Source organism: Nocardioides sp. NPDC057767, assembly GCF_042798275.1.
In the GTDB taxonomy this organism is placed as follows: Bacteria; Actinomycetota; Actinomycetes; order Propionibacteriales; family Nocardioidaceae; genus Nocardioides.
On record NZ_JBHVKJ010000002.1, the window covers coordinates 64,869 to 86,002 of the forward strand.

General features: G+C 70.6%; 17 protein-coding genes. 13 read left to right on the plus strand and 4 right to left on the minus strand.

Annotation, left to right across the window (positions count from 1 at the left end):
- Window positions 1–34 precede the first annotated feature (34 nt).
- The gene (locus tag ACFVDI_RS01675) at window positions 35–1,039 is read right to left on the minus strand and encodes an alpha/beta hydrolase (RefSeq protein ID WP_378899588.1); all 1,005 of its coding nucleotides are present in this window, start codon (window positions 1,037–1,039) and stop codon (window positions 35–37) included.
- Window positions 1,040–1,236: 197 nt separating this feature from the next.
- Here ACFVDI_RS01675 and hrpA point away from each other — a divergent pair, with 197 nt between their 5' ends.
- The 4 genes from hrpA to ACFVDI_RS01695 all read left to right on the plus strand — a co-directional run bounded on the left by hrpA (window position 1,237) and on the right by ACFVDI_RS01695 (window position 8,019).
- Entirely contained in the window at window positions 1,237–5,118 is a 3,882-nt protein-coding gene (gene hrpA / locus ACFVDI_RS01680; protein ID WP_378899591.1) for an ATP-dependent RNA helicase HrpA, read from the plus strand.
- Window positions 5,119–5,196: 78 nt separating this feature from the next.
- Window positions 5,197–5,769: a hypothetical protein gene (locus ACFVDI_RS01685; protein WP_378899594.1), complete on the plus strand. Its 573-nt coding sequence runs from the start codon at window positions 5,197–5,199 to the stop codon at window positions 5,767–5,769.
- Between the two features lie 357 nt (window positions 5,770–6,126).
- Window positions 6,127–6,537: a type II toxin-antitoxin system PemK/MazF family toxin gene (locus ACFVDI_RS01690; RefSeq protein WP_378899597.1), complete on the plus strand. Its 411-nt coding sequence runs from the start codon at window positions 6,127–6,129 to the stop codon at window positions 6,535–6,537.
- Between the two features lie 153 nt (window positions 6,538–6,690).
- Entirely contained in the window at window positions 6,691–8,019 is a 1,329-nt protein-coding gene (locus ACFVDI_RS01695; RefSeq protein ID WP_378899601.1) for an ABC transporter substrate-binding protein, read from the plus strand.
- Window positions 8,020–8,119: 100 nt separating this feature from the next.
- Here the strand turns inward: ACFVDI_RS01695 and ACFVDI_RS01700 are convergent, their stop codons facing one another.
- Together ACFVDI_RS01700 and ACFVDI_RS01705 are read right to left on the minus strand one after the other, a co-directional pair.
- A complete protein-coding gene (locus tag ACFVDI_RS01700) occupies window positions 8,120–9,388 on the minus strand; it encodes an HRDC domain-containing protein (protein WP_378899603.1) in 1,269 nt (422 codons plus the stop codon).
- A 79-nt stretch (window positions 9,389–9,467) separates the two neighbouring features.
- The gene (locus ACFVDI_RS01705; protein WP_378899605.1) at window positions 9,468–10,106 is read right to left on the minus strand and encodes a DUF3000 domain-containing protein; all 639 of its coding nucleotides are present in this window, start codon (window positions 10,104–10,106) and stop codon (window positions 9,468–9,470) included.
- Window positions 10,107–10,176: 70 nt separating this feature from the next.
- On the opposite strand from ACFVDI_RS01705, the gene hemE reads away from it, so the two are divergent.
- Window positions 10,177–11,259, plus strand: a complete 1,083-nt coding sequence (gene hemE / locus ACFVDI_RS01710) for a uroporphyrinogen decarboxylase (RefSeq protein ID WP_378899607.1) — start codon at window positions 10,177–10,179, stop codon at window positions 11,257–11,259.
- Here hemE and ACFVDI_RS01715 read toward each other — a convergent pair.
- On the minus strand, window positions 11,238–12,152 hold the full coding sequence (locus ACFVDI_RS01715; RefSeq protein ID WP_378899610.1) for a LysR family transcriptional regulator: 915 nt from the start codon (window positions 12,150–12,152) through the stop codon (window positions 11,238–11,240). The genes hemE and ACFVDI_RS01715 overlap by 22 nt on opposite strands.
- A gap of 142 nt (window positions 12,153–12,294) precedes the next feature.
- On the opposite strand from ACFVDI_RS01715, the gene ACFVDI_RS01720 reads away from it, so the two are divergent.
- The 8 genes from ACFVDI_RS01720 to ACFVDI_RS01755 all read left to right on the plus strand — a co-directional run bounded on the left by ACFVDI_RS01720 (window position 12,295) and on the right by ACFVDI_RS01755 (window position 21,130).
- Window positions 12,295–13,536 carry an acyl-CoA dehydrogenase family protein gene (locus ACFVDI_RS01720; RefSeq protein ID WP_378899613.1) on the plus strand — a complete coding sequence of 414 codons (1,242 nt, stop codon included), beginning with the start codon at window positions 12,295–12,297 and terminating at the stop codon, window positions 13,534–13,536.
- Window positions 13,537–13,546: 10 nt separating this feature from the next.
- Window positions 13,547–14,836, plus strand: a complete 1,290-nt coding sequence (locus ACFVDI_RS01725) for an acyl-CoA dehydrogenase family protein (RefSeq protein ID WP_378899616.1) — start codon at window positions 13,547–13,549, stop codon at window positions 14,834–14,836.
- 128 nt (window positions 14,837–14,964) lie between these two features.
- Window positions 14,965–16,071 carry a dimethylsulfone monooxygenase SfnG gene (gene sfnG, locus ACFVDI_RS01730; protein WP_378899619.1) on the plus strand — a complete coding sequence of 369 codons (1,107 nt, stop codon included), beginning with the start codon at window positions 14,965–14,967 and terminating at the stop codon, window positions 16,069–16,071.
- Complete coding sequence (locus tag ACFVDI_RS01735; RefSeq protein ID WP_378899622.1) at window positions 16,068–17,291, plus strand: SfnB family sulfur acquisition oxidoreductase; 1,224 nt, start codon at window positions 16,068–16,070, stop codon at window positions 17,289–17,291. Before sfnG ends, ACFVDI_RS01735 begins: the two co-directional genes overlap by 4 nt.
- A 32-nt stretch (window positions 17,292–17,323) precedes the next feature.
- A complete protein-coding gene (locus tag ACFVDI_RS01740) occupies window positions 17,324–18,469 on the plus strand; it encodes an LLM class flavin-dependent oxidoreductase (protein ID WP_378899625.1) in 1,146 nt (381 codons plus the stop codon).
- Window positions 18,466–19,332, plus strand: coding sequence for an ABC transporter permease (locus ACFVDI_RS01745; RefSeq protein WP_378899628.1), 867 nt, complete (start codon window positions 18,466–18,468; stop codon window positions 19,330–19,332). Before ACFVDI_RS01740 ends, ACFVDI_RS01745 begins: the two co-directional genes overlap by 4 nt.
- 76 nt (window positions 19,333–19,408) lie before the next feature.
- Entirely contained in the window at window positions 19,409–20,113 is a 705-nt protein-coding gene (locus tag ACFVDI_RS01750; RefSeq protein WP_378899630.1) for an ABC transporter ATP-binding protein, read from the plus strand.
- 36 nt (window positions 20,114–20,149) lie between these two features.
- A complete protein-coding gene (locus ACFVDI_RS01755; RefSeq protein WP_378899633.1) occupies window positions 20,150–21,130 on the plus strand; it encodes an aliphatic sulfonate ABC transporter substrate-binding protein in 981 nt (326 codons plus the stop codon).
- Window positions 21,131–21,134 lie beyond the last annotated feature (4 nt).

The window sequence follows — 21,134 nt, forward strand, 5'->3', positions numbered from 1 at the left end:
ACTCTCGCCCACCGAACGCGAGCAGACCAGCGGATCAGCCCTCGAGTGCTCGGCGGACGAACTCGTCGCGGGTCGCGACCGAGGCGCGGGAGACGGCGGCGTGCGCGGCCACCATGTCGAACGCGTGGAACCCGCCGCCCCACATGTGGAGGTCGACGCTGACCCCGGCCTCCGAGAGCCGCCGGGCGTAGGCCAGCGTCTCGTCGCGGAACGTCTCCGCCGAGCCGGTGTCGATGTAGGTGCGGGGCAGGCCGCTGAGGTCCTCGGCGCGTGCCGGCGCTGCGTACGGGGAGACGTCGGGGCCGCCGCGTCGGTCGCCGAGCAGCGCCGTCCAGCCGAACAGGTTGGCCTGGCGGTCCCAGACGCCCTCGTCGTCGAGCATGTGGCTGCTGTGGGTCTCGAAACGGTCGTCGAGCATCGGGCAGATGAGGATCTGGTGGCTCAGCCTCGGGAAGGCCCGGTCGCGGGCGAGCAGCGCCGTGCCGGCGGCGAGGCCACCGCCGGCGCTCGCTCCCGCGACCATGATGCGCTCGGGGTCGATGCCGAGCTCGGCGGCGTTCTTGGCGGTCCAGACCAGACCGGCGTAGCAGTCCTCCACGGGTGCGGGGTCGGGATGCTCAGGGGCGAGGCGGTACTCCACCGAGACGACCACGGCGTTGCCGGCCGCCACCTGGTCGAGGAACATCTCCACCCCGAGCCGGCGGTTTCCGATCACCATGCCGCCGCCGTGGGTGTGGTAGACCGCCGGCCGCGGTGGGCCGTCGGTGGCGGGGCTCAGGATCAGCAGCGTGATGTCGGGGTCGCCCTCCGGGCCGGGGACCTGACGCTCCTGCACCGTGACCGCACCGCCGACGGTCAGGTCCACCGGTTCCATGCCGGGCAAGCCGTCGGCGCTCTGCTGCCGCGCCAGCGAAAGGGTCTCGGCCGAGAGGGACGGCATCGCCTGGCGTACCACCTCGAGGACCGGCACGAGCTCCGGGTCGAACGGCGGGCGGGCGGGGGCGTCGGGGAAGATCTGGTCGGCGGTCGGCTCGGTCATGGGGGACACTCCTTCGGTGAACTGGGGTGTACCCAGCGTCCTCCGGGCATCATGCGTCACGGAACCCGGCCCGTGGCGGGAATCACATCGACAGCTCCCGCCATCCGGCGGGCCGGGCCCCGGGCCGAGCCCTCGCCGGGGCCGAGGAGAAACCGATGTGCGGTGGAGGGGTGGGCCAGGGGAGAATGGGAGACCTCATGTCCGAGTCCGACCAGTCCGCCGCCGCCTCCGTAGCGATCACCTACCCTGCCGAGCTCCCGGTCACTCAGCGCCGCGAGGACATCGCCGCGGCCATCCGTGAACATCAGGTCGTGATCATCGCCGGTGAGACCGGGTCGGGGAAGACGACCCAGCTCCCCAAGATCTGCCTGGAGCTGGGCCGGGGCTCGAACGGGATCATCGGGCACACGCAGCCTCGCCGGATCGCGGCCCGGTCGGTCGCGGAGCGGATCGCATCGGAGCTCGGGACCTCGCTCGGCGATCTCGTCGGCTATCAGGTGCGGTTCACCGACAAGTCTTCTGCCGCGAGCCGGATCAAGCTGATGACCGACGGCATCCTGCTCGCCGAGCTGCAGCGCGACCGCGACCTGCGCCGCTACGACACGATCATCATCGACGAGGCCCACGAGCGGTCGCTCAACATCGACTTCCTGCTGGGCTATCTGCGCCGGCTGCTGCCGCGACGCCCGGACCTGAAGCTGATCATCACCTCGGCGACGATCGACCCGGAGCGGTTCGCCGCCCACTTCTCCGATGTGCGCACCGGTGAGCCGGCGCCGATCATCGAGGTCTCCGGCCGCACCTATCCGGTCGAGGTCCGCTATCGGCCGCTGATGGAGCTCTCCGAGGAGACTCTGCCCGAGAAGGATGGCGAGGGCGAGGTCGTCGTCCGCGACCAGACCGAGGCCATCGTCGACGCGGTCAAGGAGCTCTCCGCCGAGGGGCCCGGCGACGTGCTGGTCTTCCTGCCCGGCGAGCGGGAGATCCGGGACGCGGCCGATGCGCTCGCGGATGCGCTGGGGCTGAACCGAGGGGGCCCGTCGACCGGCCTCGTCGAGATCGTCCCGCTCTTCTCGAGGCTCTCGGCCGCCGACCAGCACCGCGTCTTCTCGCCCCACACCGGCCGCCGGATCGTGCTCGCGACCAACGTCGCCGAGACCTCGCTGACGGTCCCCGGGATCAAGTACGTCGTCGACACCGGTGTCGCCCGCATCTCCCGCTACTCCGCACGCACCAAGGTGCAGCGCCTGCCCATCGAGCCGATCTCGCAGGCCTCGGCGAACCAGCGGTCGGGACGTACGGGGCGCGTCGAGGCGGGCATCGCGATCCGGCTCTACTCCGAGGAGGACTTCCTCGGGCGACCGGAGTTCACCGACCCGGAGATCCTGCGGACCAACCTGGCCAGCGTCATCCTGCAGATGGCCTCCCTCGGGCTGGGCGACATCGCCCGGTTCCCGTTCGTGGAGGCGCCGGACCGGCGCAACATCACCGCCGGCGTACAGCTGCTGGAGGAGCTCGGCGCGATGCGCGGGCAGCGGCTGACGAAGCTGGGACGGCGGCTGGCCAGGCTGCCGATCGACCCGAGGCTGGCGCGGATGGTGCTCGAGGCCGAGCGGCTGGGCTGCGTACGCGACGTCATCGTCGTCGCCGCCGCGCTCTCGCTCCAGGACCCGCGGGAGCGGCCGGGGCAGGACCACCCCAAGGAGCAGGCGCAGGCCGATCAGCTGCACGCGCGGTTCAAGGACGAGACCTCGGACTTCCTCACCTGGCTCAACCTGTGGCGCTACCTGAAGGAGCAGCAGCACGAGCTCTCCTCCTCGGCGTTCCGCAGGCTGTGCAAGCGGGAGTTCCTCCACTACGTACGCGTCCGGGAGTGGCAGGACCTGGAGTCGCAGCTGCGGCAGGTGTGCCGAGAGATGAAGATCGACCTCGGCAAGGGACATCGCGACATCGGTCACGACGAGGCGGAGGACAAAGCCGCCTACGACGCCGACGGCATCCACCAGGCGTTGCTCTCCGGCCTGCTCTCGCACATCGGCGCGTTGGAGGAGCGCGACTCGAAGGCCGACGCTGCCCGGGCTCGGGAGAAGCGGCGACCCGGGCCCCGGGAGTATCTGGGGGCACGGGGAGCGAAGTTCGCGATCTTCCCCGGCTCGACGCTGCACCGGAAGAACCCGCAGTTCGTGATGTCCGCGGAGCTGGTCGAGACCTCGCGCCTCTGGGCCCGGCAGAACGCCTCGATCAAACCCGAGTGGGCCGAGCGACTCGGCCGTGACCTGGTCAAACGCACCTACTCCGAGCCGCACTGGTCGCAGAAGCGCGCCTCGGTGATGGCCCGGGAGAAGGTGACTCTCTACGGGGTCCCGCTGGTGGCTGATCGTCCCGTCGCCTTCGGCAAGATCGATCCCGAGCTCTCGCGTGAGCTCTTCATCCGGCATGCGCTGGTCTACGGCGAGTGGCGCACCAACCACCGTTTCCTCCGTGACAACGCGAAGCTCATGGAGCAGGCCGAGGAGCTCGAGCACCGCGCCCGCCGCCGGGACATCGTCGTCGACGAGCACGCGCTCTTCGACTTCTACGACCGCCGCCTCCCGGCGGACATCGTGTCGGGGGCGCACTTCGACCAGTGGTGGAAGTCTGCGCGGCGGGAGAGCCCCGACCTGCTCACCTTCGACCTGTCGATGCTCACCAACGAGGCCGCGGGAGAGGTCACCGAGAGCGACTTCCCGGCTTCGTGGGACGCGGGTCCGCTGACCTTCGACCTGAGCTACCAGTTCGAGCCGGGGGCGGTCGATGACGGGCTCACGATCGACGTACCTGTCGCCACGCTCAACCGCGTCGGCGCCGACGACTTCTCCTGGCTGGTGCCGGGGTTGCGCGAGGAGCTGGTGACCGCGTTGATCCGGTCCCTGCCCAAGCCCCTGCGGGTCAGTTTCGTGCCGGCCCCCGACAAGGCGCGTGCCTTCCTGAAGGAGACGCCCCCGGGGGAGGAGCCGCTGCTGACCGCGCTGGAACGCTGGGCGCGCTCGACCGCCGGTGTGCACATCCCGCGCGAGGCCTGGGACTGGGACAAGGTGCCCGAACACCTGCGGCCGACCTACCGCGTCGTCGGCGAGGACGGTCGCGAGACGGCTCGCGGCAAGGACCTGGACGCGCTCAAGGCACCGCTGGAGGGTGAGTTCGAGGCCGCGATCGCCGAGGTCGCCGCCTCGGCCGGTCATACCCGCACCGGCGAGACGTCGTGGGTCTTCGGGTCGATCTCCGCGACGGTCACCGAGAAGCGCGCAGGTCACGAGGTCACTGTCTTTCCCTGCCTCTCCGACGAGGGCGCGACGGTCGGTCTCGTCGTCGCCGGATCCGCCGAGGAGGCCGAGGCGCGCCACCGTCTGGGCGTCGTCAGGCTGCTGCTCCTGGCCCTGCCCGACGTCGGCAAGCAGGTCGTCGACGGGCTCTCCACCATGGAGAAGCTCGCCCTGGCCGGTTCCCCCTACCCGAGCGCCGCCGAGCTCGTCGAGGACTGCCGTGCCGCCGTCGTCCGCCAGCTGGTCGATGCCCGCCCGCTGCCGCGGACCGAGGAGGCGTACGCCGCGCTGCTCGCCGCCGCCGGCACGCCGGCCGACCTGGTCGCCGGCGTCCGGGCGGTCCTCGCCGACGTGATGCGGGCGCTCGAGGCGTACCGGGAGACCGACAAGGCCCTCTCCGGCCGGGCCGACATGTTCCAGCTCCCCGCCCTGACCGACATGAAGGACCAGCTCGCCCGGCTGGTGCACCGTGGTTTCGTCGCGGAGGCGGGTGCGCTGCACATCCGGCGGTATCCGACCTATCTGAGGGCCATCGTCGAGCGCCGTCGCAAGCTCGACGCCGACCTGCGTGCCGACCGGGCCACCCACGACCGGATCGCGTCGCTCCAGGACGCCTACCTGCACCAGGTCGAGGCGCTGCCCGAGGGTCGGCCGCCCGGGCCGAGGCTACGACAGGTGCGGTGGATGCTCGAGGAGTACCGCGTCCAGCTCTGGGCCCAGCAGCTCGGCACCGCGGAGAAGGTCTCCGACGCGCGGATCCGCAAGCTGCTCGGCTGACCGACCCGTCCGATCAGGATGCGTCCGGCGGTGACGGTGGCTACGCTCGGAGGGATGCCCAGAGAGTTTCATTCGCCGATGCGTCCCGGGGACGGCTTCTTCGACTCCCTTCTCGGGGGCGACGACCCTGCCCTGGTGCAGGAGGCGGCTGACGCGGCGGCGACGGCGCTCGTGCGCGGTGCGCGGGACAGCGACGACCCGGCGGTCGCCGAGCGGATCCTCCATCTGGCCGAGTCCGAGGGCATCGAGACGATCGCGGAGGTGTGGTCGAGCTCGCCGGCGGAGTCGCTGGCCGGCTGCCTGTGGCGCCTCTATCTGCTCCGCAGCTGGGTCTACGCCGACCCGGTCGGTGCCGCTCGCGAGTTCGAGGCCGGACGGGCGAAGGCCCAGGTCGCGCAGGTCGTGGCCGGAGTCGCGGAGCCTCCGGGCCCGCAGGAGCTCAAGGCGATGGTCGACGAGGTGCTGCGCGGCATCGCGGGCAGCGACTTCGCCGTGGTGCTTCTCCGCGCTGCCGCCTTCTCCCGCGTCATCGCCGCCGGGCGGGCAGCTCTGGACCCGGACGCGGCCGCCAAGGACGTACGCAACGTACTGCAGCTCTCCGAGCAGCTCGAGGCCGCGGGGCACGCCGAGCTGGAGCAGCGGCTCACCTAGTTGCTGCGGAGCCCGAAGCGAGGGGTCCGGCTGAAGCGGAGCCCGAAGCGATGGGTCCGGCTGAAGCGGAGCCCGAAGCGATGGGTCCGGCTGAAGCGGAGCCCGAAGCGATGGGTCCGGCTGAAGCGGAGCCCGAAGCGATGGGTGCTGTAGCCTCCTGCTCGCTTTGATGTGGCTGAGGTTGGCGGCACCGTTACACTGGTCGCCGAACACGTCGGGCTGCGGCAGCCCCGGGTCCCAACTTCAGCCGCTACGAGCGGCCTTGCGCCGTGAGGCGCTCCCGGTCCGGCGTGTTCATCTGGTTTTCGATGTTCCTCGGCCGGGTGGCCAGACGAAGCCACCGACCCAGGAGCCGAAGTGACCGACACCCAGCCCACCTCGCGTGAGGGCGCCATCTCCTACGACCCCGAGATCGGCGACGGCAACGCCGACCCGGGCGAGGTCGTGTGGGGCTGGGTCCCCTACGAGGACGACGAGACCCAGGGCAAGGATCGGCCCGTCCTCGTGATCGGCCAGAAGGCCGGCGTACTCCTCTGCCTGATGCTGACCAGCAAGGACCACGATCGTGACGAGGCCCAGGAGGCCCGGTACGGTCGGCACTGGATGGATGTCGGCACCGGAGGGTGGGACCGCCAGGGCCGACCCTCGGAGGTTCGTCTGGACCGACTGATCCGGATGGATCCCGCCGATGTACGCCGTGAGGGCGATGTGCTGGCCAAAGACATCTTCGATGATGTGATCAAGGCCGCACGCGATCACCTCGCCTGAGGCGGTCCGGAGACCGGCTTCTCAGGAAGTGTCCAGGTACATACCGTAAAGTGAATCGCTGGTAAACCGGGTCTGTGGTTCCATCACAGACCCGGTCCTGGTGTTGAGATGGAGGAAATGGTGCGGCGCACGCGGTTGGCAACGGCGCTTCTGGTGACGGTTCTCTCGGCGTCCCTCGCCGCCTGCGGCGGTGAGCCGGCCTCGAAGCCCTCGCCGAGCACTGCGACGAAGGCGCCGACGAAGGTGAAGCTCGTCTTCGGGGTCTCCGGCCACAAGACGCTGGTCGATACCTACAAGCAGCTGGCCGCCGAATACACCCAAGGCGTCCCCAACGTCACCGTCGAGGTGAAGTCCTGGCCGACCGAAGACCAGCTCACCGCGGCGGTCAACGGCGGCGAGAAGGTCGACGTGGTGCTGACGCCGCGCGCCGACGTCGGGAAGTTCGCCGAGGACAAGCGGATCCAGCCCGTCGACACCCTGCTCGAGGCCCGCAACGTCGACTTCGGTGACAAGTACTCCCGCGAGGCGATGGAGGACTTCTCCGTGGAGCGCCGCCTCGAGTGCATGCCCTACTCCGTCTCACCGCAGGTCGTCTACGTCAACACCGGGCTGATCGACTTCGACGCCATGAAGGAGGAGGGTCTCCCGACCCCCACCGTCCGCGCCGACGGCTCGCTGCGTGGCTGGACCCTCGAACAGTTCGGATCGGCGATGACCTACGCCGCCGAGCACCACAAGGGGGTCCGGGGCACGTATGTCGCGCAGAACCTCTCCGCGCTGATGCCCTGGCTGGCCGGCGCCGGCGCCACGCTCTTCGACGACCCGCTGGCCCCGACGACCACGGCGCTCGGTGACTCGGCCGGTGCCTATGAGGACCTGGTCGAGGTGCTCGCCCAGCCCAACGTGCTGGCCACCGCGAAGGACCTCGGCGGCCGCACCCCGTTCCAGGCCTTCAAGCAGGGCCGCCTGGTCGCGCTTGCCGGTGACCGCTCGCTGGTCTCGGACCTCCGGGCGACCGACGGCATGGAGTGGGACGTGATGCCGATGCCGGGTGGCAACGGCACCACCGGTGACTACGCCGGCCTGTGCATGGGCTCGGAGACCGTCGATCCCGACGCCACCGCCGACTTCCTCACCTACCTCATCTCGACCGAGTCGGTCGTGAAGATGGTCCGCACCGGCCACTTCGTGCCGGTCAACTCCGAGGTCGGCTACGCCCCGGTCTTCACCCAGCCCGAGCGCAACCCCCGGAACGCCCGCATCTTCACCGACACCGTGCGTGACATGCAGGTCCTCCCCGAGGCCACCCAGCTCGCCCAGCTCCAGAAGGTCGCCGCCGTCGCGGTCCGAGGCTCGCTCGCGGTCACCGAGCCCGACCAGGTCGAGGAGTTCGCCGTCCAGATCGACGAGCTCTCCAAGACCGTCTTCCCCCAGCTGACGCCGTCGACCTCGCCGTCCCCCTCCACCTCGCCCAGCTCCTAGCTGCCGGGGCGTCGCGTACGTCGGCTGAGACGTCGGGCGGATGCCACCTCGGCCAGCGCGGGTGACGCTTCGACCGAGGGGGCTGTCGCTTCGTAAGGGGTCAGGACTCGAGGTCTGCGTGCAGGACGGCGTCGGTGAGCAACGGGGCGGTGAGAGCGATCTGCCAGCCGCGCGCGCCGAAGCCGGAGAGGATCTCGATGATGCCGTCGAGCAGGGCGCCGGGGTCACGGGTCTTCGGAGGCGTCCACATCGCGCGACGCAGGAAGTCGGGGGTCAGGAGGTTCTCCGCTGGTAGGTTGCGGGCCTCGGCGAGAGCGTTGACAGACTCTCGCGCCAGCGCGAGGCGCCGGGCGGCGGTGGGGTCCTTGTCGGCCCACGCGCGGGGCGGGGGAGGACCGTCGGCGCGCGGTGAGCGCACCGGAAGCTCGTCCTCGTCCATCGTGAGCGCACGGTTGAGCGCCTTCACCCACGAGGTCACGTAGCGCTCGGCGCCGCGGCCGTGGAAGCCTTTCAGCCCGAGCAGCGCGGCCTTGTCCTGCGGGAGGTCCTGCGCGGCGGCCACGATCGCGGCGTCGGGGATGATCCGGCTCGGGGTGACGTCGCGCTGCTGCGCGATCCGGTCGCGCTCGGTCCACAGCTCACGCACTGCGGCGAGGCCGCGTCGGCCGCGGACGCGGTGCATGCCTGAGGTGCGCCGCCAGGCATCCGTACGCACCGGCGCCTCGAACCCGCGCAGCCAGTCGAACTCCTGCCGTGCCCAGGCGTCCTTTCCCGCACCGACGAGCTCGGCGGCCAGCGCCTCGCGCAGCTCGACGAGGACCTCGACGTCCAGCGCGGCGTACTCCAGCCAGGCGTCCGGCAGCGGCCGGGTCGACCAGTCGGCCGCCGAGTGCTCCTTGAGCATGGTGAAACCGAGCACCGTCTCGACCAGGGTGCCGAGGCCGACCCGCGGATAGCCCAGCAGACGCCCCGCGAGCTCGGTGTCGAACAGCGCGGCCGGATGCAGGCCGAGGTCGCTGAGACACGGGAGGTCCTGGGTGGCGGCGTGCAGGATCCATTCGGTGCCCTCGAGCGCCTCGACGAGCGGCTGCATCGTGGTCAGCTCGATCGGGTCGATCAGCCAGATCCCCGAACCCTCGCGGCGCAGCTGGATCAGGTAGGCGCGGTTGGAGTAGCGGTAGCCGGAAGCACGCTCGGCGTCGATCCCGACCGGACCGGTCCCGGCGGCGATGGCCGCTGCGGCCTTGACCAGACCCTCGTCGGTGTCGGTCACCGGAGGCAGTCCGTCACGCAGGGTCAGCAGTGGCGCCGGAGCAGCATCTTCTGGTGTGTCCGGCCCCGTATCGGCCTCGGTGTTCTCTTCGATCACGCCGCCACCTCCGTAGCGCAGGCGCCAGTATACGGACGTGGTGACGCGATGGTCCTGGCGGTCGCTCGCTGACGCTCGCTCACGCGCCTCGCTGCCCCCGCCGGCTCGGCATGACGGTGACGCCCTCCGGCACCGGAGGAAGTCCCGCAGCCGTGCAGAGCAGCTCGCCCCACGCCTCGGTGTGCGGTCGCAGATCCAGCTCGCCGGACGGCGCACCCACCGGGGTCCAGGAAGCGCGGATCTCGATCTGCGCGGTGCCGTCCTCGTCGGCCATCCCGCCGTAGGACTCGGTGGCGACGCGGGTCACCGTGCCGGCAGCGGCGACGTGCTCGGCACCGTGACCGGACAGCGCGTCGAGCAGCCAGGACCAGCCGACCTCGCCCAGCAGCGGGTCGCTGATGTGCTCGACGTCGATGTCGGCCCGCGCGTAGGCCACCAGCCGGAACGTGCCGGGCAGTCCGTGCACCGTGCCCCATGCGTCGTTGCCGTCCGGGTCGTGCAGCAGGATCAGCCGTCCGGTCGCCACGTCGACGTCGCCGACGGTCACATCGGCCGACAGCGCCGCGGCGTACGGAGCGATCCGCTGCGGCGCCGGCATCTCCTCGGCCAGCACCTCGTGCCGGAAGGTCGCGGCGCGCATCCCCTCCGCGGCGGACCGGAACACGGCAGGACCGTTCTCCGGCCCCGCGGCGGGACGCGACTCTCCACGGACGACCATGTGAACAGGGTATGTCTTCTGCGCGATTCGCGATGTGCGTACACGCCGCACCGGATGGGACCATTGCCCGGTGGCCGCTGTACACATTCCTGGAAACACCGCTGACGCGCTCGCTTCCTCCCCGTTCCTGCAGGCGCTCGCCGGGCAGAAGCCGAGCCGTACGCCGGTGTGGTTCATGCGTCAGGCCGGCCGCTCGCTGCCCGAGTATCTGAAGGTCCGCGAGGGCATCGGCATGCTCGAGTCCTGCCAGAACGCCGAGCTGATCACCGAGATCACCCTCCAGCCCGTACGCCGCTACGGGGTCGACGCGGCCATCTTCTTCTCCGACATCGTGCTGCCGTTGAAGGCGGTCGGGGTCGACCTCGAGATCAAGCCCGGTGTGGGCCCCGTGGTAGCCGCCCCGGTGCGCACCATGGCCGACGTCGAGGCGATCCCGGACCTGACTCCGGAGCACGTCCCCTACATCACCGAGGCCGTCCACAACCTCACCGGCGAGCTGGCCGGCGTCAACGGCGGCACCCCGCTGATCGGCTTTGCCGGCGCCCCGTTCACGGTGGCCTCCTACCTGATCGAGGGCGGCCCCTCGAAGGAGTACGCCAAGACCAAGGCGCTCATGTTCGGTGCTCCCGACGTGTGGGACGCCCTGATGCGCAAGATCGCCGGGATCTCCGGCGCGTTCCTGGAGGTCCAGGTCCGCGCGGGTGCCTCCGCGGTGCAGCTCTTCGACTCCTGGGCCGGCGCCTGCACACCCGCCGACTACGAGCGCCACGTGCTGCCCTACTCCACCCAGGTGATGGCCCGGATCGGTGAGCTCGGCGTCCCGCGGATCCACTTCGGTGTCAACTCCGCCATGCTCCTGCCGCTGATGGGCAGCGCGGGTGCCGAGGTCGTCGGTGTCGACTGGCGCACCCCGCTGGACTGGGCGATCGGTCAGCTCGGCGACGGCTTCGGTGTCCAGGGCAACCTCGATCCCGCCCTCGTCTTCGCGCCCACCGAGGTGATGCTCGAGCAGGCCGGGAAGATCATCGAGGCCGGCCGGCAGGCCAAGGGTCACGTCTTCAACCTCGGCCACGGCGTCATCCCGAGCACCGACCCCGACCAGCTCGCCCGGCTGACGGAGTTCGTGCAGAGCTACGAGCCGGCCGCGGGCTGAGCTCGGGCAGCCGTCTCGACGAGCAGGTCGAGCAGGCTGCGCGCCCCCGAGGTGGTACGCGCGGTGTGCCGTCGCACCGCGACCATCGTCACCCGGGAGCGATCCCCGGCGAGGGGTCGCACGGTGATGTGCCCGCCGGTCTCGCGCGGGTCGCCGACGACGCTGTAGTCGGGCAGCAGGGTGAGCCCGAGGCCCTCGCCGACCATCATCTTGCCCATCTCGGCGCCGTCGGTGGCATGCCAGTGACGGGGGAGGTCGCGACCGAAGACGCGATGGGCGAAGCGGTACATCAGGTAGCCCGCGCGCATGCCGACGAACGGCTCCTCGCGGAGCTCCTCGACGCTGATCTCGTCACGGGCGGCGAGCGGGTGGCCGGCAGGTAGCACGACGACCGGCCGCCCGTGGAGGAGCGCGGTGCCCTCGACCGTCGGTGGCAGGTCGTCGCCGTCGAGCAGGTTGACCAGGCCGATGTCGGTGGTGCCCTCGGTCAGGGCCAGGTAGATGTCCTCCTGCACCATGGTGCGCACCTCGACGCTCGTGCGCGGATGCTCGTCGCTGAAGTGGCGCAGGGTCGGGAGAAGCACGGTCGAGGTGCCCGCGTGGACGGTGCCGACCCGGACCGAGCTGATTCCCGCATGCTGGTCGCCGGCGGCCAGGCGGAGCCGGTCGACCGCTTCGAGCACGTCGGACATGGAGTGCAGCAGATCCTGGCCCTCACGGCTGATCCGGGCGCCTGCCCGGCGCCGGTCGAGCAGCGTCACGCCCAGCTCGCGCTCGAGCTTGGTGATCGCCTCGCTCAGGGCGGGCTGGGAGATGTGGAGCTGCTCGCTCGCGCGGCGCAGGGAGCCGTGCTGCGTCACGGCCGCGATGTACTCCAGCTGCTCGATCCTCATGTCGCTCCCTTGGGGGTGATCGGTCATCCCGAGCGGGTGATCGGTGATCGCTGGCGTCCATCCGGCGCCCGCACGTCAATTCTCTACTAATTTAGTCGACTAAGGATGCAAGGTTTCACGACACAAGACTGAGAGGGCGCGAATGACCACAGAGGCTGTACGCAACGCCGCGGAGTTCGGTGCGGCACCCACGACCCCCGCGGGATGGGTCGACCGGGCGCGGGAGGTGGCCACGCGTCTCTCCGTGGACGCCGTCGCGCGCGACCGGGCGAACCAGGTCCCGACGTACGAGGTGAACCTGCTCAAGCAGAGCGGCCTGGTCACCCTGCTCGGGCCCGTCGAGCACGGCGGCGCCGGCCAGGACTGGACGACCGCGCTGCGCGTCGTCCGGGCGGTCGCCGCGGGGGACGGCTCGATCGGGCAGCTGCTCGGCTACCACTACCTCTGGGCCTGGGCGGCGCGACTGGTCGGCACTCCGGAGCAGATCGCCGCCGTCGAGCAGCTCTACACCGAGAACAACTTCTTCTTCGGTGGCGCGGTCAACCCCCGCGACGACGACCTGGTGATCGAGGTCGACGGCGACGAGCTCGTCTTCACCGGTCGCAAGTCGTTCTCGACCGGCGGGCGGATCTCCGACCTGACCGTGCTCGAGGGCGTCATCGAGGGCACCCAGAAGCATGTCTTCGCGATCGTCCCGACCCAGCAGGAGGCCATCGTCTTCGCCGGCGACTGGGACAACCTCGGCCAGCGGCTCACCGAGTCCGGTGCGGTCGAGATCAACGGCGTGCGGGTCCCGTGGGAGGCCGCGGCCGGCTACGTGAAGCAGGCCGACGGCTCGTTCGAGTTCCAGCCGCGGGTCTACAACACGCTCAACGTCCCGCTCATCCAGATCATCTTCGCCAACTTCTACATCGGGATCGCCGAGGGTGCGCTGAAGACCGCGGCGACCTACACCCGCGACACGACCCGGGCGTGGCCCTACGCCGGCGACGTCAAGGAGAGCGCGAGCGAGGAGTTCTACATCCAGGAGACCTACGGCGACCTCACCTCCAAGCTGTGGGCGGCCGAGGCGCTGGTCGAGCGTGCCGCGACCCTGATCGAGGCCATCAACTCCCACGCCGACGACGTCACCGAGCAGGAGCGCGGCGAGGCCGCGGTCGTGATCGCTGCCGCGAAGCAGGTCGCGATCGACGTCGGCCTGGAGATCGGCACCAAGGTCTACGACCTCACCGGTGCCCGGGCGACCTCCAACAAGGTCGGTCTGGACATCGCGTGGCGCAACATCCGGACGCACTCGCTGCACGACCCGGTGGCGCACAAGCGGGCCGAGGTCGGGCGCTACGCGCTGCTCGGCGAGATCCCGGCTCCGACCTGGTACACGTGAGGAGGCGGCGTTGACGACGCTCGACAACACCTTCCTGACCCGGCCGACCATCCGGACCGAGCGGCTCGACAAGCTGCGCGCCCGCTTCGCCCCGATCTTCGAGGAGATCGCCGCGGGCGCCCTCGAGCGCGAGCTGTCCGGAGAGCTGCCGACCGAAGCCGTCGACCGGCTCAAGCGGGCCGGCTTCGGCGCGGTCCGGGTCCCTGAGGAGTTCGGTGGCGCGGGCGCGACCCTTCCGGAGCTCACGCAGCTGTGGATCGACCTGGTCGCGGCCGACGCCAACCTCGCCCAGGCGCTGCGCGGGCACTTCGCCTTCGCCGAGGACCGGCTCTGGCACCACCACGCCGGGACGGGTCAGGAGACCTGGTTCGAGCGCTTCGTGTCCGGTGAGATCGCCGGGAACGCCTGGTCCGAGGTGGGTTCGACGACCATCGACACCCAGCAGACCGTGCTCACGAAGCGGTCGGACGGGACGTACGTCCTGAATGGGTCGAAGTACTACACGACCGGGACGATCTTCGCGGAGTGGGCCGACGTCTACGCCCTGCTGGACGAGGCTCCTGTTGATGGGGCACGGCCCGAGGGCGAGAAGCAGTTCGTCATCGCGGTCACCGACACCCGGGAGAACGGCGTCACCACGACCGACGACTGGGCGGGCTTCGGCCAGCTCGGCACCGGGTCGGGAACGACGACGTTCGAGAACGTCACCGTCCGGGCCGAGAACGTGCTCCCGTTCGGGCAGCGCTATCCCTACCAGACCGCGCTCTACCAGTTGAACCTGCTGGCGACGCTGGCCGGCATCGCCAGAGCGGCCACCGCGGACACGGTCGAGGCGGTGCGGGCGCGGGAGCGCAACTACTCCCACGCCAACGCCGCGCGGGTGCGCGACGACCCGCAGGTGCTGGCGCGTGTGGGTGAGATCGCCTCGGCGGCGTACGTCGTGGAGGCGGCGACCATCCGCACCGCGACCGCGCTGCAGGAGAACGCCGATCTGGCCGGCTCGGGGGACGAGGCGGCGATCGCGGCGGCCAACGAGCTCGCCGAGCTCGAGTCCTCGGCGGCCCAGGTCGTCCTGACCGAACAGGTGCTCACCGCGGTGACGAACCTGTTCGACACGCTCGGCGCCTCGGGCACGGAGCGCGAGCGTGGGTTGGACCGGCACTGGCGCAACGCCCGCACGGTCTCCTCGCACAACCCGCGCATCCTCAAGGCGAAGGTCGTCGGTGCGCACCTGGTGAACGGCACTCCGCCGCCGTATGCCTGGGCGATCGGCACCACCTCTCGCCCTGCCGCCAGGTGATAGGCGGCGCCTGTCACGGGATCGGAGCCACCGATCAGCACGGCCGGTGGTCCACATCGGGAGATCCGGTCCCGTTCCCCACCTAAAAAAATAAGTTTAATAGACATTAGCGATCCAAGGAGACCAGCATGACTTCACCGGCAACCGAGCCCCTGAAGTTCGCCTACTGGGTGCCCAACGTCAGCGGCGGCCTGGTGGTGAGCAAGATCGAGCAGCGCACCGACTGGAGCTACGACTACAACAAGTTGCTCGCGCAGCTGGCCGAGAAGAACGGCTTCGAGTACGCCCTCTCCCAGGTTCGCTACATCGCCTCCTACGGCGCGGCCTACCAGCACGAGTCGACCTCGTTCTCCCTCGCGCTGCTCCTGGCGACCGAGCGGCTGAAGGTGATCGCCGCCGTCCACCCGGGGCTCTGGCAGCCCGGCGTGCTCGCCAAGTGGCTGGCCACCGCCGACCACCTCTCCGGCGGCCGCGCGGCCGTCAACGTCGTCTCCGGCTGGTTCAAGGACGAGTTCACCAAGCTCGGCGAGCCGTGGCTCGAGCACGGCGAGCGCTACCGCCGGTCGGAGGAGTTCATCCGCTACCTGCGCGAGATCTGGACGAGCGACGCCGCCGAGCTCAACGGCGACTTCTACCGTCTGCACGACTTCGACCTGAAGCCGAAGCCGCTGGCCAGCGAGGGCCGGCCGCACCCGGAGATCTTCCAGGGCGGCAACTCCTCCGACGCCAAGGCGATGGCCGGCCGCGTCTCGGACTGGTACTTCGCCAACGGCAACACCCCTGAGGGCCTGGCCGCGCAGATCCAGGACGTCAACGCCGTCGCCGAGCCGCTGGGCCGCCGGGTCCGGTTCGGCATCAACGGCTTCATCGTCGCCCGCGACACCGAGAAGGAGGCCCGCGAGACCCTCAGGGAGATCATCGACAAGGCCGACCGCGAGGCTGTCGAGGGCTTCGGCTCAGCGGTCAAGCAGGCCGGGCAGTCGACCGGCGACAAGACCGGGATGTGGCAGGACTCCACCTTCGAGGACCTGGTGCAGTACAACGACGGCTTCCGGACCGGGCTGATCGGCACGCCCGAGCAGGTCGCCGAGCGGATCGTGGAGCTCAAGCGGGCCGGTGCCGACCTGATCCTCGGCGGTTTCCTGCACTACCTCGAGGACGTGGAGTACTTCGGTCAGCGCGTGCTTCCGCTCGTGCGCGAGCTCGAGGCCCAGCAGCTGGAGCCCGTGGCTTGAGCCCGACGGAGATCGCCCGGCTCGACGCCGAGACCGCGCCCCTGGTCGCCCGACGGATCGCCGAGGAGCTCGCGCTCGGCGACGGTGCCCGCGACCGGGACCGGGCGCTGCCCCACGACCAGGTCAAGACGTACGCCGCCGCCGGGCTCGGTGCGCTCACCGTCCCGCTCGAGTTCGGCGGTCCCGCGCTCCCGGCGACGACCGTGGCGGAGGTGTTCCGGCTGGTCTCGTGGGGTGATCCCAACGTCGGCCAGGTGCCGCACAGCCACTTCGCCATGCTCAATGGGCTCCGTCTCAACCAGCTGCGGCTGAACGGCAGCCGCGAAGCGGCTCAGCGGATCTACAGCGAGGTGCGGGCCGGGGCGCTGGTCGCCAACGCGCAGTCGGAGTTCGGCACCAAGCACGTGCGGGACATCCGGACGACGCTCACCCCTGCCCGGGAGGACGGCGAGTGGCTGCTGAACGGCGAGAAGTTCTACTGCACCGGCTCGCTCTTCGCCGACTACCTCGCCGTCCTCGCCCGGCGTGACGTCGACGGGCCGCTCCACGTGGCGTGGGTCCGCACCGAGACCCCGGGCGTCGAGATCATCGACGACTGGGACGCCGTCGGGCAGCGTACGACCGGGTCCGGGACGGTGCGCCTCACCGACGTCGTGGTTCCGGACGAGTGGATCACCCCGTTCGCGGTCACGTTCGACGTGCCGACGACCTACGGTGCCTTCGCGCAGCTGCTGCACGCGGCCATCGACGCGGGGATCGCCCGGCGCGCGCTGGACGAGGCCTCCCGGTTCGTGTGCACGAGGTCCCGCCCCTACGCCGACGCCGTCGCGCTGGCCGGTGCCGAGACCGCCGCACAGGACCCGCTGGTCGTCCGGGCCTTCGGTGAGATGGAGCTGGCCGTACGCAGCGCCGAGGCGCTCCTCGCCGAGGCCGGGCGACGCGTGGACGAGGCCGACGCGGACCTCACCGAGAGCTCGGCCGCAGAGGCGAGCCTCGCCGTGGCGGCCGCCCGGGCGTCGACCGCCGAGGTCTCGGTCGACGTCACCAGCAGGCTGCTCGAGGTCTCCGGTGCCCGGTCGGCTCTGAGGGCCGCCAACCTCGACCGGCACTGGCGCAACGCGCGCACCCACACCCTCCACGACCCGGCCGCCTGGAAGGTCCAGCACCTCGGACGCTGGGCCGTCGACGGCACCCGGCCGCCGCGGCACGGCCAGATCTGACATCCCTACGTCCCCCACGCGAAAGGCAGATGATGAGCGCCCTCAAGTTCCACTGGTTCCTCCCGACCAACGGCGGCGACGGCCGTCACGTGATCGGTGGCGGGCACGGCGTCAGCGCGCTGGCGGCCGGCCGTCCCGCGACGGTGCCCTACCTCGGCCAGATCGCCCGCAGCGCCGAGCAGCTCGGCTTCGAGGCGGCGCTGACGCCGACCGGGGCGTGGTGCGAGGACGCCTGGGTGACGACCGCGATGCTCAGCTCCCTCTCGGAGCGGCTGAAGTTCCTGGTCGCCTTCCGGCCCGACTCGGTCTCGCCCTACCTGGCCGCGCAGATGGCGAGCACCTTCCAGAACCTGTCCGATCGGCGGTTGCTGCTCAACGTCGTCACCGGCGGCGAGGACCACGAGCAGCGGATGTACGGCGACTTCCTCGCCAAGGACGCGCGATATGAGCGCTGCGGAGAGTTCCTGCACATCGTCCGCCGGCTCTGGGCGGGGGAGACGGTGACCTTCTCCGGCGCGCATCTCTCGGTCGAGAACGCCCGGCTCGAGCAGCGGCCGACGCCGGTCCCGGACGTCTACTTCGGAGGCTCCTCGCCGGCCGCGCTGGAGGTCGCCGCCGAGCATGCCGACGTCTATTTGACCTGGGGCGAGCCGCCGGCGGCGGTCGCCGAGAAGATCGCTCGCGTTCAGAAGCTGGCCGCCGACCGTGGGCGCGAGCTCCGCTTCGGGATCCGACTGCACTCGATCGCCCGGGACACCTCCGGGGCCGCCTGGGCGGAGGCCGGCCGGCTGCTGGAGAACATCTCCGACGAGGACATCGAGCGTGTCCAGGCCGGGCTCTCCCGCAGCGTCTCGGAGGGCCAGCGGCGGATGCTGGAGCTCAACCGGGGCTCACGCGACGGGCTCGAGATCCACCCCAACCTGTGGGCCGGCATCGGGCTGGTCCGCGGTGGCGCCGGCACTGCGCTGGTCGGCTCCTACACCGAGATCGCCGACCTGATCGAGGCCTACCACGCCGTCGGGATCACCGAGTTCGTACTGTCCGGCTACCCGCACCTGGAGGAGTCCTACTGGTTCGGCGAGGGCGTCCTGCCCGAGCTCGCTCGCCGGGGCCTGTGGTCCCACCCCGCCCCGGTCGTCGGCCGAGAGGCAGCGGTTCCGTTCGGAGCCCGGCGATGAGCCAGGTGGCCGGTCTGGCTTCAACCGACCCGACCGTCGAGGAGGTCTCCGGGGCAGAGCCCGCCGGGCGGGCCGTCTCGGTGCGCAGGAGCGTGCTGGCGCCGCGTACGCTCAAGATCCTGCGCTCGCTCAGCCCGGTGTTCGTGCTGGCGGTGTGGCAGCTGCTCTCGTCGCTCGGGATCCTCGACGAGCGCACGCTGGCTTCGCCGGCGCAGCTGGCCGGCACCGCCTGGGAGCTGCTCGGCAGCGGGCAGCTGCAGGAGGCGATCGCCGTCTCCGCGCGCCGTGCCGCTCTCGGCTTCCTGCTCGGAGCGCTGATCGCGTTCGTGCTCGGCGGGATCGTCGGGCTGAGTGCCCTGGGTGACGCCCTGGTCGACCCGTTGGTGCAGATGCTGCGGACCCTGCCGCTGTTCGGGCTGGTGCCGCTGTTCATCATCTGGTTCGGGATCAAGGAGGAGCCCAAGATCTACCTGGTCGCGCTCTTCGTGATCGTGCCGCTCTACCTCAACCTGGTCGCGGCCCTGCGCGGTGTCGACCCGGATCTCGCCGAGGTGGCCGGGGCACTGCGGCTCACCTGGTCCGAGCGCCTACGCCACCTGTACCTGCCGGCGGTCACACCCGGCCTGCTGGTCGGGCTGCGGCAGGCACTCGGCATGGCCTGGATCGCGCTGATCGTGGCCGAGCAGGTCAACGCCGGCGCCGGTCTCGGGTTTCTGATCAACAACGCGCGCGACTTCTTGCAGACCGACGTGATCGTGGTCGGCCTGCTCTGCTACGCCGCGCTCGGCCTGGTCACCGACTGGGCCGTACGACTGCTCGAGCGCCGCGCTCTGCGCTGGCGCGACGAAGGGAGAGGCGCATGAGCGAGCGTCAGCGAGCGACCATAAACCTCAGGCCGCCGCTTCCGTATTCTTCGCCATCCGCGACGGAGGCGGCGGCATGAGCGTCGTTGCCTCGCTGGCGCGGGTGCACCGCGCCTTCGGTGAGCACGAGGTGCTCGCCGGAATCGATCTGGAGATCCGCTCCGGAGAGTTCGTGGCCCTGTTGGGTCGCTCCGGCAGCGGCAAGTCCACCCTGCTGCGCATCGTCGGCGGCCTCGACACCGGCGCCACCGGGACGGTGGTCACCGGCACCGCCCCGGCGGTCGTCTTCCAGGACCCGCGGCTGTTCCCGTGGCGTACGGTCCTCGACAACGTCTCCCTGGGGCTGAGGGGGGCCGGTGCTGCCGCTCACGCCCGGCAGATGCTCGCCGAGGTCGGTCTGGAGGGGCGCGAGAAGGCGTGGCCGCGCCAGCTCTCCGGCGGCCAGCGCCAACGGGTGGCTCTGGCCCGTGCGCTGGTGCGCGAGCCCGACCTGCTCCTCCTCGACGAGCCGTTCAGTGCGCTGGACGCTCTCACCCGGATCGCCGCCCAGGACCTCGTACGCCGCCTGGTCGACGCCCACCGCCCGGCCGTCCTGATGGTCACCCATGACGTCGAGGAGGCGCTCCTGCTCGCCGACCGGGTGATCCTCGTCGACGAGGGCGCCATCGTCCATGACGAGCAGATCGCGTTGCCGCACCCGCGTCGACGCGACCACCCCGAGATCGTCGAGCGCCGAGCGGCGCTGCTGACGCTCCTGGGTGTGGTCGACCAGGCCGCTTGACCCCCTCCCGACCGACAGACAGAAGGCATCGAAATCATGTCCCCACACAGCATCCTGACGCGTCTCCTCGTGGCCCCGGCCGCGCTCGCCCTTCTCGGCAGTGCACTGGTCGCCTGCGGCTCGTCCGGCGCAGGAAGCGCGGACAAGCCGGTCCTACGGGTCGGCGTCCAGAAGGACGGCATCCGCTCCGTGCTCACCCAGGCCGGTCTTCTGGAGGACTTGCCCTACGAGATCGAGTGGTCGGAGTTCACCGCCGGGCCGCCGATCATCGAGGCCGCCGCCGCCGACCAGATCGACGTGGCCTGGGTCGGCTCGGCGCCGCCGATCTTCGGTGCCGCGGCCGGCGCCGCCTTCAAGGTCGTCGCCACCGTCGAGGAGCAGGACGAGAAGACCGACTCGATCCTGGTGCCGAAGGGGTCGGACATCAAGTCCTCAGCCGACCTGAAGGGGAAGAGGATCGCCGTCGGCAAGGGCACCTCCGCCCACGGCCACCTGCTGCTGGCGCTGAAGTCGGCCGGCCTGACCCTCGATGACGTCGATCCGCAGTACCTCCAGCCCGCCGAGGGGCTGGCGGCGTTCCAGGCCGGCGAGGTCGACGCCTGGTCGATCTGGGACCCGTTCGTCACTCAGGCCGTCGAGGAGGAAGGTGCCGTCGACATCACGGCGGACGAGGGCGGCACCACCGACCCGTACCTCGCCTTCGAGATCGCCTCGGCGGCCTCGCTGGAGGAGTCCGACACCCGCGAGTCGATCGAGCACTTCGTCGGCCTGGTCAGGGACGGCTTCGAGTGGGCACAGCAGAACCCCGACAAGTGGGGCGAGGGCTGGGCCTCGGAGTCAGGGCTCCGGGTCTCGACGACCAGCGAGGTGGCGGCGAAGAAGGCCTCCGTGGTCGGCCCGGTGACCGAGGAGCACATCGCCTCTGAGCAGCAGCTGGCCGATGCCTTCTTCGAGGCGGGCGAGATCCCCGAGAAGGTCGAGTTCACGTCGGTCGTCGAGCCCGGGCTCATCGAGTAGATGA

Coding starts and splice junctions, on each gene's coding strand:
- ACFVDI_RS01685 (WP_378899594.1), top strand. CDS start 5,197: ATGCGTCCCGGGGACGGCTTCTTCGACTCCCTTCTCGGGGGCGACGAC.
- ACFVDI_RS01715 (WP_378899610.1), bottom strand. CDS start 12,152: ATGAGGATCGAGCAGCTGGAGTACATCGCGGCCGTGACGCAGCACGGC.
- sfnG (WP_378899619.1), top strand. CDS start 14,965: ATGACTTCACCGGCAACCGAGCCCCTGAAGTTCGCCTACTGGGTGCCC.
- ACFVDI_RS01705 (WP_378899605.1), bottom strand. CDS start 10,106: ATGGTCGTCCGTGGAGAGTCGCGTCCCGCCGCGGGGCCGGAGAACGGT.
- ACFVDI_RS01740 (WP_378899625.1), top strand. CDS start 17,324: ATGAGCGCCCTCAAGTTCCACTGGTTCCTCCCGACCAACGGCGGCGAC.
- hrpA (WP_378899591.1), top strand. CDS start 1,237: ATGTCCGAGTCCGACCAGTCCGCCGCCGCCTCCGTAGCGATCACCTAC.
- ACFVDI_RS01745 (WP_378899628.1), top strand. CDS start 18,466: ATGAGCCAGGTGGCCGGTCTGGCTTCAACCGACCCGACCGTCGAGGAG.
- ACFVDI_RS01720 (WP_378899613.1), top strand. CDS start 12,295: ATGACCACAGAGGCTGTACGCAACGCCGCGGAGTTCGGTGCGGCACCC.
- ACFVDI_RS01750 (WP_378899630.1), top strand. CDS start 19,409: ATGAGCGTCGTTGCCTCGCTGGCGCGGGTGCACCGCGCCTTCGGTGAG.
- ACFVDI_RS01755 (WP_378899633.1), top strand. CDS start 20,150: ATGTCCCCACACAGCATCCTGACGCGTCTCCTCGTGGCCCCGGCCGCG.
- ACFVDI_RS01675 (WP_378899588.1), bottom strand. CDS start 1,039: ATGACCGAGCCGACCGCCGACCAGATCTTCCCCGACGCCCCCGCCCGC.